A 12,492-nucleotide genomic window follows, 5' to 3' on the forward strand; every position below is an offset into this window, starting at 1 on the left:
CCAACTCACGCACGAACACCTCAGGCTGTCGAGCCATCACCACCTCCGACAGCCAGCCTCCAAAACCCACACCGCCCAGGTCAAGCCGACACGATTACAACGCCAACGTTGCTTGACGAGGCACTAGCTGCAGGTTGGGGATACCGCGACGGCGGTTGCGTTGCTGTCCGAACCAAGCGGGGCGTGAGCGATGAATTGCTTCGTCGACGTGTCGAGGACCTCTAGCCTGTCCACGTTTGCCACGTAGAGGTAGGCCCCACTTGGGTGGATGGCGATGCCCTTTGCCAGTGTGGTGGTGGTCGGCAGGGCGATCGGAACCGACGCAAGCCCGGTTGCGGTGTCCACTGCCTGAACATTGAAGTTGTCGTTGAGGTAGAGCAACCCGCCATTCGGGTGCACAACAATGTTCTTGGCGAAGAGAGTGTCAATCGTGCCAGTGATAGAGTTCGTCCTCACATTGATAATCGATACAGTGTTGCGTGTTCCGCTTGTGCTGCTTACATATACGTAGCCGTTGCCGGGGTGTGCCGCGATAGCGCCGCCGCCGCCCACATCGACCGGGATGGTCGCAATTACCGAGTTTGTTGCTGTGTTAATTACCGAGACCGTGTCGTCAGCGTAGTTGGCGACGTATACTCTGCTGCCGTTCGGCAGGACCGCGACTCCGCGCGGATTACGACCAACGGGGATTGTTGCAATATTCGTGTTGGAATAGGTGTCAATCACCGACACGTCATTTGACATACCGTTGGATACGTATGCCCGTGGCGAGACCTGGCTGGCGGCCAGCCCCGCTGGTAGGGCACCGACGCTGATTGTTGCCATTGTCGTGTTGTCGCTGGTCCTTGTCACCGTCACGGTGCCGTTGCCGCGGTTGGCGACGTACACGCGTCCTGGCGCTGTGGCAACCGCCACCGGTGCCGGACCAGACGAAACGGTAGTGATCGCCGACACGCTGCCCGTGTCGATGGCTGTGACCGCGTTTGCCGACATCCGCGCCACGTAAGCCGGATAGCAGATGGTGGCCCATGCAGCGGGAGCGGCGTTTACCGCAGCCGCCGTCGTCACGCACATCGCGACGGACGCGATTGTCGCCAGTCTTCGGTGAAATTTCATGGCTTGCTCTCTCCCTGTGGCGTCTGAGTGGCGTTTCGCACTCTCCACGCGACGAACGGCCCGGACATCCGGGAGGAGCCCCGCACGACTCCCCAGAGTTCTGTACTACTGCCTCCGGATGATCTAACTTTGCCCAGCCCAGACGAGCAGACCGCTCGGATGCGACACTTCCCTTGATCTTGGAGGTTGTGTGGTCTTCACCTCGTCGTGGGAAGAAGGGGACGGGGTCGTCGGCTGCAGTCGGCCAAGCGTCAATGGTTCATGGAGTTACGTGGTCGTGGGTAGAGCATCCTGGCCGCGGCTGGTGAGGTTGACGTCTCGCGGACGACCGGGAACAACTGGTCGCGTGGCTACAGGCCCTACCGCGGTGGGAAGGCTGTCGGCTTCGCGGCGGCGCTCGACCGGTTGGCTGTGAGCGAGATCAGCACCCGGTTCCTGTCTGTCCCAGGACGAGCGGATCGAGGTCGCAGATCTGCGTCGGGCCGGCCTGAGCAACAAAATAGGCCACAAACCGCGGTGGTTCACCTGCCGTCCCTACAGGCAACAACACCTCCCGCGCAGCACCCGCCACCCCCGACCACAGATCCAATGTGGGGGATGTGGTCAGGGGGCCGCCCTAATGCCAGGCGATAACTGTGGAAGCAAGACTGACTTGCACCTGCGAACCTCCTCTATCGATCTGCTCCGTCGCTGCTCCGTGGGACGTTGGCAAAGGATGCTCAGGGTTGAGGACGGATGAGAACAAAACCGCAGGTCAGAGGGCAGATCGGCCGTGATAGCCGACCTGCCCCCGCCTGTACCAGGAAGATCACCCAGTGTCTCTCGATAAGCGGGCGTCGGCCGCTCGATTCGCGATGGCACAAGCCGCAGCGCATTAAGGTCCGAGACGCCGAGGCGTGACCACCATGTCGACGCGTCACTGACCCCGTTTCCCCACCCGGGATGTGCCGGATCGAACTCCACAGCGGTTAGTGGGACTGCCGTGATCGCCGATTGACCCTCCCGCGGCGCGTGCTCGATCACTACCCCGAGCAGCCGCCCCGCCACAAAGACCGGCGCGCCCGACATGCCTGACCATTCCGACTCGGCGAGCCTCACCGACTCCGGCGGCAACGCGCGGGGCGAAATAGACACCTGCACACTCAGCATGCCGGCGGCCCGCGCCTTCAGCAATTCATCGCGCAGTACTGCGATGGCATCCGCCAAGCCGATGAAGATGCCAAGGCCTCGTCGTTCGTTCACTGCTGAGTTCAAGGCCGAGATCGTTGAGCTGTGTGAGCGCGGCGATCGGTCGGTGGGTCAGGTCGCGAAGGACTTCGATCTGACTCAGACCGCGGTGCGTGAGTGGCTGAAGCAGGCCGAACGCGACGCAGGCACCGGCGACGGCGGGGTGACCAGCAGCGAAAGGACGAGCTCGCGGCGTTGCGGCGGGAGAACCGTCGGCTGCGCGAAGACGTCGACATCTTGAAGCGTGCCACGGCTTTCTTCGCATCAAGGAGACCCGGTGAACTGTTACCCGTTCATCGAGGCGGAAAAAGCTGGCAACCACAACATCGCCAGGGCTTGTGAGCTGCTGAAGGTCTCCCGTTCCGCCTACTACGCCGACCGCACCAACCCCGGATCGCCTCACGCCCGGCGTGATGTCGAGCTGACTGCGAAGATCGTCGAGATCCACGACGAGTCTGAACAGACCTACGGCTCCCCGCGAGTCCACCACGAACTGCCAGACCAGGGCCAGCGGTGTTCCCGCAAGCGGGTCGCGCGCCTGATGCGTCAGATCGACCGCTACGGCCGCACTCCACGGCGGTGGAAGAAGACCACCACTCCCGACCCGGCCGCGACCCACCGCCCGGATCTGGTCGGCCGTGACTTCGCCATCGACCCCGACCAGCCGGCAGCCCTGGACACCCGCTGGTGTGGTGACATCACCTACATCCACACCTGGCAAGGCTGGCTCTACCTGGCCACCGTGATCGACCTCGCCTCGCGCCGGGTGGTCGGCTGGGCGACCGCGGACCACCTGCGCACCGACCTGATCGCCGACGCCCTCACCGACGCCGTCAACCGGCGCCGCCCAGCACCCGGAGTAGTCTTCCACTCCGACCGCGGCTGCCAATACACATCGACCCAATACACCAACCTGGCAAGGGATCTAGGCGTCGTCTTGTCCGTCGGACGGCGGGGCCAATGCTGGGACAACGCCGTCGCCGAGTCGTTCTTCGCGACCCTGAAAACCGAGCTGATCCACCGCCGCTCCTGGCCGACCCACAAGGCCACCACCAGTGCGATCTTCGACTACATCGAAGGCTGGTACAACACCCGCCGCCGGCACTCCACCCTGGGTTACCTCAGCCCCGCCGCCTACGAATCAACCATCAACATCAGCACCGAACAGGTAGCGTGAACCAGCCCCACATCAACCCTGTCCGTCAAAACGGGTCAACCCCACACTGGCAAACTCGACAAGGATCCGCCCTCTTCCGGTCAGTTCCGCTCCAAGCGAGAACTCTCCGTCGAAGAGCAGTTGCTGCTGGTCCGGTAGGTGCAGGGGGTATGCCGGAGTCAATGGTGCCGCCCCCTGAGCGGGCCTGCTGCGACTAACGTCCATAGCCGACCTCTCGCGTTATGTGTGCTGTGGACCTACTGGAATCCGCGCCCAGACGATTCAGGCGTCGACGGCGAGAAGGCGCGGAACATCAGCCAATGTCCCGTCCGCTTGGCCATCTCCTCGTAAATCCAGGTCTCCGTCAGTTGGCTATCCTGAATTGCCTCGACCACCAGATCGAGTGACACGCAGGGCCGGCGATGCCCGGTGCAGTTGACGAAACTCGTCGGATCCGGAGTGATCTCGGCGCCCGAGGATGCTCGCGAGCTCGGCCAGGGTGGCGTCGCCCAGCATGGCGGGGTTGGTTGCCATTGCCTCGAGCAAGCCCTTGACCTGGTCGGCAGGGAGCTCTGCCAACCCCGCAAGGCCCTCGCCGTCGACGATGCGGGCACTAGTTACGAGCCGCATCTGTTCGTCGCTGTACGCGCGGGCAGCGAGGGCGGCAAGGTAGCGAGCCTGCGCTTCTGCACTCGACATGCTGGGGAGATCTTCTTCGGACGCCTGACATAGTTCCTGTGCCGGCTCGATAATCCCCTCGATAGTTGTGCTCTTCTGCGCCTTGCCGTGCGACCTACGCTCACGCCTCTTGGCGATCTGGGCGCCAATGGCCGGACGAGCCGTTTTCCGCCACCATTGCTCTGCGAGGGGCTTGGCCTTGGCGATCGCCCGGTCGATCAAATGGGAGACCAAATCAGCAATGGCCTGCTCGAGTTCTTGCTCTTGGCGCGTTCGGCGCCGCTGTTCGATGGGGACGTAGACCGTTTCGGTGACGACAAGAGGCTCAGTATCCTTGCCGTCGTCAGGGACGAATCGAGCGCTGCCCTTGAGAACCCCATCGCTGTCGTAGAGGTTCTGGTGGAGGCCGCCTTCCCTCTTTTGTCCAGGTGTGAGGCCGGAGTTGTCCCACTCGTAGTGCCCCTTGATGCGCTCCATACCGCAGAACTGTAGTTGCTGTTCCACCACGGTTCCGTAGCTTCTCCGCCCGCTGCCTTGAGTCGGCGGTTTCTGGAGGCGGGATGATCTGCTGCGTGGTCTCCGACCCGTCGGTTAGGGGGCCGATGGGGGAGTGCAAGCGCGGCTTCATCTCGACTCGCGGAGGAGTCTCTGCTCCGTCACTGCTCCGTGGGACGTTGGCAAACGATGATCAGCGGTGAGAAGCGATGAGGATAAAACCGCAGGTCAGAGGGCAGATCGGCTGTGGTGGCCGACCTACCCTCGCTTGTACCCGCAAGATCCTCGACATCTTCAACAAGAACGCGTCGAGGAGGCCGAGATCAGGATGTTCGGACGACTGGCCGCTGCGGTGGCATCAGAATCTCTAGAGCTCAGGGTCTTCGAAGGCTTGTTGGATGGCGTTGGTGGCGGCGGGGTTGGGGGCTGTTCGGTCGAAGTAGTTGTCTTGGGTCATGGAGACTCGGGAGTGGCCTAGTTGGTTGGCTGCGCCTCGGGCTGATTGGCCGGCGTTGTCGAGGGCGGTGGCTACGGTTTTGCGGAAGGCGTGGGAGGTGATCCAGGTGAGGGTGTCTGTGGGGACGGGGGCTGCGGCTTCGTCTACTTGGGTGAGTAGGGCTTCGGTGGTTTCGGGGGTGGGTTTGTAGGTCCATAGGAGAGTGGTGGCCAGGGGGCGGTCGACTTTGATGCGGCCGGATTCGACTAGCTGGATTCTGTTCTTGGGCCAGTTGAGGGTCTTGGTGACTTCTTCGCGGGTGAGGCCGGCTTTTCGGCGGGCGGCACGGAGGGCCAGACCTAGATTGCGGCGGGCGGCGCCACCGACAGGGGCTAGCGCGTTGCGCAGGGAGCGGCGGGTGTTGTTGGGGTCGCGGTAGCCGCCGGTGGTATCGGTGAAGATCGGGTCGTCGAGGCGGATGCCGGCGGCGGCTCTGCTGCGGAGGGTTGCGATCAGCCAGTTGGGGAGGCCGAGCTGGCGGTTGCTTGCCGCGGATTTGCCCACCTTGCGGATCAGGCCTTCGCCTTTGATGCGGACGATGGTGTGGGTCACGTCGACGGTGGCGGCGTCAAGGTCAATCTGGGACCAGAGGACGGCGAGGGATTCGCCGATGCGGACACCGGTGCCGAGCATGAAGGTGACTAGGTCGGGGAGGTCCGCCTGGACTGCTGCCTCGTCGGCCTTGAGGTGCTTGCGGAGGAGGGTGATCTCGTCGGCTTGGATGGCTCGAGCGGGTTTCTTGGCGGGGTGTTCGATGCTCTCGACTTCGCGGACCGGGTTGACGGTGATGGCTCCGTAGCGGACGGCGAGTTGCATCATTCCGGAGATGATCGCTCGGCAGGTTTTGGCCGTCGGCGGGCCGGTGTTCTTCTTGATCTTGGAGATCACAGTGTCGACGCGGGGTGTGTTCAGTTCGCCGATGCGGAGCTCGCCGAGGGCGGGGCGGATGTGGTTCTTGATGGCGCGTAGGTAGGTGTCCAGGGAGGTGGGGGATCGTGTGCCGTCGGCGATCTGGTCCTTGAACTTTGCCTCCCAGAGGTCGAGGAGGTGGTTGATCTTGTGCATCGCGGTCAGGTCGCTGCTGTGCCCGGTCTTGGCGCGGTCCTGGAGCTTCTTGAGCACGGCACGCTCGGCGGCCGTAGCGGTCGTGGCGTAGGCCGTCACATCGCGGACCTGGCCGTCGTGGTCGCGGAAGTTGGCCTTTGCGCGGACGCTGACTGCCTTGCCCTTGTCATCGGTCTTCATGACCTTGGTGGAGATCCGGCCCCAGCTTCCGATGGGCAGCGGTGGTCTCGCCATTTCAAGCCTCCAACCAGTTCGATGGTTGGCTACTCAACGGCTGGCTTGATGGAGCTTCGGTCGTCGCGAGAACGATGCGAGACGATGTGAGGTGACACACAGTCACGATCAGATTAAGGCGTGGGTAACCGCTGTGGTGAGTAGCGGAGGGTGCTGGTTCGGTCGCTGACAACTCGGTGAGGAGCGACGTCCGGCAAAGAGGGTCGTAAGAGGGTCGTGAGCAACACAAAGGCCCCAGAACAGATTGCGATGTCTGCCGGGGCCTTCGTGTTGGTGCGCCGCCAGGGACTTGAACCCCGAACCCGCTGATTAAGAGTCAGCTGCTCTGCCAATTGAGCTAGCGGCGCGTGTTTTGTTGTGTTGCGGTGTTGCCTTCGAACGAAGAGGATCGTAGCAAAGGTTCGGGGCGGAAGTGAAATCGGTTCTTCAGGGGCGGAGGTCGAGGACGGCCATTGCGGCGTTGTGGCCGGTGATGCCGCTGACCGCGCCGCCGCGGCGGGCGCCGGAGCCGCAGATGAGGAGGTTGGCGACGTCGGTCTCGACGCCCCAGCGGCCGGCCTCGGACTCGTCGTCGGTCCAGGGCCACTGCAGGTCGCCGTGGAAGATGTGACCGCCTGGCATGCCGACCGATTCCTCGATGTCGACGGGGGTCTTGGCCTCGATGCAGAGGTTGCCCTCGGAGTCGCGGGCGATACAGGGCTCGAGTGGCTCGGCCAGGTAGGACTCCAGGCCTGCCAGTACTCGGCGGACGGACTCTTCGCGGGCCGCGTCGTTGTCGTCGGCAAACAAGCGGGTGGGGAAGTGGACGCCGAAGACGGTCAGCGTTTGGTGGCCGGAGGCAACTAATGCGGGGCTGAGGATCGACGGGTCGGTGAGGGAGTGGCAGTAGACCTCGGACGGCGGTACTGCGGGCAGGGAGCCGGCTGCGGCCGATCGGTACGCCGTCTCGAGCTGGCTGTAGTCCTCGTCGATGTGGAAGGTGCCCGCGAAGGCCCGCGCCGGGTCGTCACCGGAGCGCAGCCGGGGGAGCCGGGAGAGCAGCAGGTTGACCTTCAATTGCGACCCCTCGGGCTTCTCGCCGGCAGGTAGCCCGCGCAGCCCGGCCAGAACAGTCGGGGCGACATTGGCGAGCACGTAGGAGCAGTCGACAGATCGCTCACCGTCACCACCGAGCCACGTCACGGCCGCGCGCGTGCCGTCGGCCTCTACAGATGTCACGGAGGCGTCGACGACCAGCGAGGCGCCTGCGCGCCGGGCAGCGTCGGCCAGGGCGTCGGTGACCGCGCCCATCCCGCCGACGGGTACGCGCCACTCGCCGGTGCCGTTGCCGATCAGGTGGTAGAGGAAGCAGCGGTTCTGGATCAGCGACTCGTCGTGCAGCCCGGCGAAGGTACCGATCACCGAGTCGGTCGCCACCACACCACGCACGGTGTCGTCCGCGAACAGACGCTCCACGACCTCACCGAACGGCCGCTCGACCAGTGCCTCCCACAGGGCTGGGTCCACCTGCTTGCGGAGCGTTGCAGCCGAGCTGAGCGGCTGCAGCAGAGTCGGCGCGACTACACCCGCCAGCGACGCGACAGAGTCGTAGAAGGACGTCCAGGCCTCGTACTCCGAGTCGCTGCCGGTCAGGGCCGCAAAGGAGGCTCGGGTGGCCGCGCCCTCGGGTCGCTCGACCATCAGGCCCAGGTCGCGCCCGTCCCGGCGTACCGGCGTGTACGACGCTACTGAGCGCGAGCGGAGCTCCAGGGACAGGCCGAGGTCGGCCACGATCTTGTCGGGCAGCAGGCTGACCAGGTACGAGTACCGCGACAGCCGCGCGTCTACGCCCGGGAACACCTGCTGGCTGACCGCTGCGCCGCCCGTATGGCCCTGCTGCTCGAGTACGAGCGTGCTGAGCCCGGCGCCGGCCAGGTACGAGGCCGCGACGAGGCCGTTGTGGCCACCGCCGACGATGACGACGTCGTAGAAGTCCTTCATCAGACCGGCCAATCCAGTTCGCGGTACGCGGCGTCCCAGAACATCCACTCGTACCTGGTGGTCGTGGAGAAGTGCCGGTGGCAACGGTCGCGTTCACCCGGGCCTACCTCGGCGCCGAGCCGGTCTGTCACCGCCAGGACCGACTCTACGACTGCATCGAACTCTTCGGATCCGTATGCCGCGATCCACTCCGCGTAGACCGGGTCCGGCGAGGAGTGCTTGAGCAGCTCTCGCCCCACCTCGCGGTAGATCCAGTAGCAGGGCAGTACGGTCGCCACTGCTTCCGCGTAGGTCCCAGTGGCGCAGACGGCGGTCAGATAGGACATGTATGCCGTAGTGGTCGGCCCTGAGCCGGCTGAGTCGACGTCGGCGGAGGTGAGGCCCAGCGAGCCCAGGAGCGAGCCGTGGAGCTCCCGCTCGACCTCGATCGCGTCGGCGGCGTGCCGGGCGAACATGCTGACCGCGTCCTCGTCGACGGCCCGGGCGGCGACCAAGGCGAGCGCACGGGAGTACGAGCGCAGATAGTGACTGTCCTGCACGATGAAGTAGCGGAAGGCGCTGTGCGGCAGCGTCCCGTCGGTTAGCCCGGTGATGAAGGGGTGGCGGACGATCTCGGCGTACACCTCGGCGGCGCCGGACTCCCACAGCTCCTCGGAAAACGTCATCCCCAGCTCCTCGCGCTCGACTGCGTCCGACCCTAGCCGCCGCACTGTCAGGCCTGACACGACGAATGTCACTTACCGGCCGTACCCTGACGCCATGACGACGCAGGGGGACCTCTCGACCAGCACGGCTGACGCCGGCGCCGCTGACACCAGCGCTGCCGGCAGCCGGGCGTTCATGCCGCCGGACACCCCGCTGCTGAGCCGGATCCGCGCGTCGGTGATCGGCGACGACCAGGTGATGCCGGGTCCGTACGGGCCGCGCCGGGTCACCTACGCCGACTACACCGCGTCCGGCCGCGCTCTCACCTTCATCGAGGACTTCATCCGCGAGGAAGTGCTGCCGCGGTACGCGAACACCCACACCGAGTCGAGCGGCACCGGCCTGCAGACCACCCGGTTGCGCGAGGACGCGCGCAAGATCATCCACGACAGCGTCGGCGGTGACCACGAGACCGCGGTGATCTTCTGCGGTTCCGGCGCGACCGGCGCGATCGACAAGCTGATCGGCGTCCTCGGCCTGCGCATCCCGGCCCAGCTGGACGACGAGTACCACCTGACCGACATGATCCCGCCGGAGCAGCGACCGGTCGTCTTCATCGGCCCGTACGAGCACCACTCGAACGAGCTGCCCTGGCGCGAGTCGATCGCCGATGTCGTCGTGATCGGCCAGGACGCAGACGGGCACATCGACATCCCCGCGCTCGAGGCCGAGCTGGCGAAGTACGCCGGGCGCCCGCTGAAGATCGGCTCGTTCTCGGCCGCCAGCAACGTCACCGGCATCGTCAGCAACACCCACCGCGTCTCCGCGTTGCTGCACCGGCACGGCGCCCTGTCGTTCTGGGACCTCGCCGCCGCCGCGCCGTACGTCGAGATCGACATGTACGGCGGTCGCGGCGCGGATCCGCTGGCCTACAAGGACGCGATCTTCCTCAGCCCCCACAAATTCATCGGCGGACCGGGCACACCCGGCGTACTCGTGGCCCGCCGCGAACTGCTCCGCAACCGCGTCCCCGACGTACCGGGCGGCGGCACCGTCGCCTTCGTCAACCCCACCGAGCACCGCTACCTCGAAGACCCGATCCACCGCGAAGAAGGCGGTACTCCCGCCATCATCGAGTCGATCCGCGCAGGCCTCGTCTTCCAACTGAAGCAGAAGGTGGGCATCGAGGTGATCCGGGCCCACGAGGACGCCTACCTCCGCCGCGCAGTGGAAGCCTGGCGAAACGAACCGGGCATCCAGATCCTGGGCAACCTGGACGCAGAACGCCTCTCCATCGTCTCCTTCGTGGTCAAAGCCCCTTCAGGCCGCTACCTCCACCACAACTACGTAGTAGCCCTCCTGAACGACCTCTTCGGCATCCAGTCCCGAGGCGGCTGTTCCTGCGCCGGCCCGTACGGCCACACGCTCCTCGACATCGACCTGGCCCGCTCGGCCGAGTTCGCCGAAGAAATCGTCCACGGCTGCGAAGGCATCAAACCCGGCTGGATCCGAGTCAACTTCAACTACTTCATCTCCGAAGCAGTCTTCGAGTACGTAGTAGAGGCCGTAAAGCTGGTGGCCCAAGAAGGCTGGCGCCTCCTCGGCGACTACCGCTTCGACCCCGCCACCGGCCTCTGGAAGCACTACCGAGGCCCCGTAGAACCCCCGATGCGCCTCTCCCAGGTCGGCTACGACGCCGACGGCAAACTCCGCTACCCAAGACACGACGACACAGCCCCCGAAGAAGCCCTCGTCGGCTACCTGGCAGAAGCCCGGGAACTCCTCGCAGCCTGCCAACACGCAGGCACCGACCCCGAAGCCACCGTCAACGAGGAATTCGACCACCTCAGATGGTTCGACCTCCCCTCCAGTTGCCTGTCCCCGACCATCCGCTGACCGCGCGCCTGGTTGGTCCACGGTTGTGAGGCTGGAAGGATCCCTGACGTGAAGGCCTCAGGAAGCGTCTGGTTCGGATACGCCGTCGCAGTAGCAGTGACCTTCGTGGTCGGAATCCTCGCCTTCAGCATCTTCGTACTGTCAAAGGTGTTCGGTTCGTCAGCGCCAGAAGAAAAGCCGCCCGCAGCTCCGCAGGCGCTCTCCAGCCCGAGTACTTCGTCGACGCCACGCATCGTGAAGCCGACACCCGCCGGCACCATGGCGGTCCAAACCGTCAAGGCAAACCGCCGCCAACTGATCCTCATCGTCGCCACCCCCACAGGCTGCGCCCAAAAGGTACAGGCAGTCCCTTACGCCGAAGGGGCAGGCGCCGTCGCAGTGCGCATCACCCAGAGGACCTACAGGGGTGGATGCCGCTGGAAGGCAGAGCCAGTCTTGGTAACAGCCAAGGCGCCAATCAATGGCCGCACACTCCTACTCAACGGAGTCCCTTGGACGATAGGAGCCGACGGTGAGTACGAAGAGGCATTGAGGACTGCCACCTCTTAGCCAGCACGCACCCAGGCCAGCCCAGGCAATGGGGGTGCGGGTGGCGAAGCCCCCGCCTGCGCCAAGCGAAGCGCAGGCGCACAAAATGCCGAGGGCGACCCGGTCTGCGGAACTTCGCAGACACAGATCGCCCTCGTCCGAGGGTGAGTAACGGGACTTGAACCCGCGGCCCCCTGGACCACAACCAGGTGCTCTACCAGCTGAGCTATACCCACCATGTTCGGCCGCCTTGGTTAGCGCGGCTCGGCAATCATAGCGATGAAGCTCAGATACCTGAAATCGGGGCGGTGACCTTGCTCGCGGCCGCTTTCGCGGTGTCCGTGTCGGGCCCTGGCTGGGGCACGAAGACGGTCTGCCGGTAGTAGCGGAGCTCGGCGATGCTGTCGGTGATGTCGGCCAGCGCGCGGTGGTTGCCGTTCTTGGCCGGTGTCGCGTAGTACACGCGCGGGTACCAGCGGCGGACGAGTTCCTTGATCGAGCTGACGTCGACGTTGCGGTAGTGCAGGTGGGATTCGACCTTGGGCATGTCGCGGACCAGGAAGGTGCGGTCGGTGCCGACCGAGTTGCCGGCCAGGGCGGCCTTGCGGGGCTCCTTGACGTAGCCGGCGATGAAGTCGAGGACCTGCTGCTCGGCGTCGGCGAGCTCGATGCCGGTGGGCAGTTCCTCGAGCAGGCCGGAGCCGGTGTGCATGTCGCGGACGAAGTCGCCCATCTGTTCCAGCGCAGCCGGTGGTGGTGCGATCACCAGATCGATCCCGTCTCCGAGCACGTTGAGTTCGTAGTCGGTGACGAGCACAGCGACCTCGATCAGGGCATCCTTTTCGAGATCGAGTCCGGTCATCTCACAGTCGATCCACACCAGCCGGTCGTTCATGGGCACCCACCCTACGGCGTTGCCCGGCCGTCCCGGGACACCTGTCCCCGCCGTGCCGGGCAAACCTCCCGGCAAGTTCAG

The 12,492-nt window shown here is 65.0% G+C and carries 10 protein-coding genes and 2 tRNA genes; 4 read left to right on the plus strand and 8 right to left on the minus strand.

What is annotated here, in order from left to right; translation table 11 throughout:
* Nucleotides 1–123: 123 nt before the first annotated feature.
* Nucleotides 124–1,116 (minus strand): YncE family protein, encoded by a 993-nt coding sequence (locus G3I17_RS38085; RefSeq protein WP_164604080.1) that lies wholly within the window; start codon nt 1,114–1,116, stop codon nt 124–126.
* Nucleotides 1,117–2,182: 1,066 nt separating this feature from the next.
* Between G3I17_RS38085 and G3I17_RS38090 the strand changes: the two genes are divergently transcribed.
* Nucleotides 2,183–2,584 (plus strand): transposase, encoded by a 402-nt coding sequence (locus G3I17_RS38090; protein WP_164604081.1) that lies wholly within the window; start codon nt 2,183–2,185, stop codon nt 2,582–2,584.
* Nucleotides 2,585–2,620: 36 nt separating this feature from the next.
* Nucleotides 2,621–3,520 carry an IS3 family transposase gene (locus G3I17_RS38095; RefSeq protein WP_164604082.1) on the plus strand — a complete coding sequence of 300 codons (900 nt, stop codon included), beginning with the start codon at nt 2,621–2,623 and terminating at the stop codon, nt 3,518–3,520.
* Nucleotides 3,521–3,871: 351 nt separating this feature from the next.
* On the opposite strand, the gene G3I17_RS38100 is transcribed toward G3I17_RS38095, so the two are convergent.
* The 5 genes from G3I17_RS38100 to tenA form a co-directional block, all read right to left on the minus strand.
* Entirely contained in the window at nt 3,872–4,654 is a 783-nt protein-coding gene (locus G3I17_RS38100; protein WP_203591322.1) for a hypothetical protein, read from the minus strand.
* Between the two features lie 385 nt (nt 4,655–5,039).
* Entirely contained in the window at nt 5,040–6,467 is a 1,428-nt protein-coding gene (locus G3I17_RS38105; RefSeq protein WP_164604083.1) for a tyrosine-type recombinase/integrase, read from the minus strand.
* Between the two features lie 271 nt (nt 6,468–6,738).
* Nucleotides 6,739–6,814, minus strand: a tRNA-Lys gene (locus G3I17_RS38110).
* Nucleotides 6,815–6,893: 79 nt separating this feature from the next.
* Entirely contained in the window at nt 6,894–8,447 is a 1,554-nt protein-coding gene (locus tag G3I17_RS38115; RefSeq protein ID WP_164604084.1) for an NAD(P)/FAD-dependent oxidoreductase, read from the minus strand.
* Nucleotides 8,447–9,112 carry a thiaminase II gene (gene tenA, locus G3I17_RS38120; protein ID WP_164604086.1) on the minus strand — a complete coding sequence of 222 codons (666 nt, stop codon included), beginning with the start codon at nt 9,110–9,112 and terminating at the stop codon, nt 8,447–8,449. The genes G3I17_RS38115 and tenA overlap by 1 nt, the downstream gene beginning before the upstream one ends.
* Nucleotides 9,113–9,206: 94 nt before the next feature.
* Between tenA and G3I17_RS38125 the strand changes: the two genes are divergently transcribed.
* The gene (locus G3I17_RS38125; protein WP_239063318.1) at nt 9,207–10,988 is read left to right on the plus strand and encodes an aminotransferase class V-fold PLP-dependent enzyme; all 1,782 of its coding nucleotides are present in this window, start codon (nt 9,207–9,209) and stop codon (nt 10,986–10,988) included.
* A gap of 48 nt (nt 10,989–11,036) precedes the next feature.
* Entirely contained in the window at nt 11,037–11,537 is a 501-nt protein-coding gene (locus G3I17_RS38130; RefSeq protein WP_164604088.1) for a hypothetical protein, read from the plus strand.
* 142 nt (nt 11,538–11,679) lie between these two features.
* Here G3I17_RS38130 and G3I17_RS38135 read toward each other — a convergent pair.
* Nucleotides 11,680–11,752, minus strand: a tRNA-His gene (locus G3I17_RS38135).
* A gap of 50 nt (nt 11,753–11,802) precedes the next feature.
* Nucleotides 11,803–12,411, minus strand: coding sequence for an oligoribonuclease (gene orn / locus G3I17_RS38140; protein WP_164604090.1), 609 nt, complete (start codon nt 12,409–12,411; stop codon nt 11,803–11,805).
* Nucleotides 12,412–12,492: the final 81 nt, after the last annotated feature.

This window comes from Streptomyces sp. SID13031, assembly GCF_010548305.1.
In the GTDB taxonomy this organism is placed as follows: domain Bacteria; phylum Actinomycetota; class Actinomycetes; order Propionibacteriales; family Kribbellaceae; genus Kribbella.

What these genes read in the sequence shown, in the direction of transcription:
- G3I17_RS38085 (WP_164604080.1), bottom strand. Translation starts at nt 1,116, where the DNA reads ATGAAATTTCACCGAAGACTGGCGACAATCGCGTCCGTCGCGATGTGC.
- G3I17_RS38090 (WP_164604081.1), top strand. Translation starts at nt 2,183, where the DNA reads ATGCCTGACCATTCCGACTCGGCGAGCCTCACCGACTCCGGCGGCAAC.
- G3I17_RS38100 (WP_203591322.1), bottom strand. Translation starts at nt 4,654, where the DNA reads ATGGAGCGCATCAAGGGGCACTACGAGTGGGACAACTCCGGCCTCACA.
- G3I17_RS38105 (WP_164604083.1), bottom strand. Translation starts at nt 6,467, where the DNA reads ATGGCGAGACCACCGCTGCCCATCGGAAGCTGGGGCCGGATCTCCACC.
- G3I17_RS38115 (WP_164604084.1), bottom strand. Translation starts at nt 8,447, where the DNA reads ATGAAGGACTTCTACGACGTCGTCATCGTCGGCGGTGGCCACAACGGC.
- tenA (WP_164604086.1), bottom strand. Translation starts at nt 9,112, where the DNA reads ATGACGTTTTCCGAGGAGCTGTGGGAGTCCGGCGCCGCCGAGGTGTAC.
- G3I17_RS38125 (WP_239063318.1), top strand. Translation starts at nt 9,207, where the DNA reads ATGACGACGCAGGGGGACCTCTCGACCAGCACGGCTGACGCCGGCGCC.
- orn (WP_164604090.1), bottom strand. Translation starts at nt 12,411, where the DNA reads ATGAACGACCGGCTGGTGTGGATCGACTGTGAGATGACCGGACTCGAT.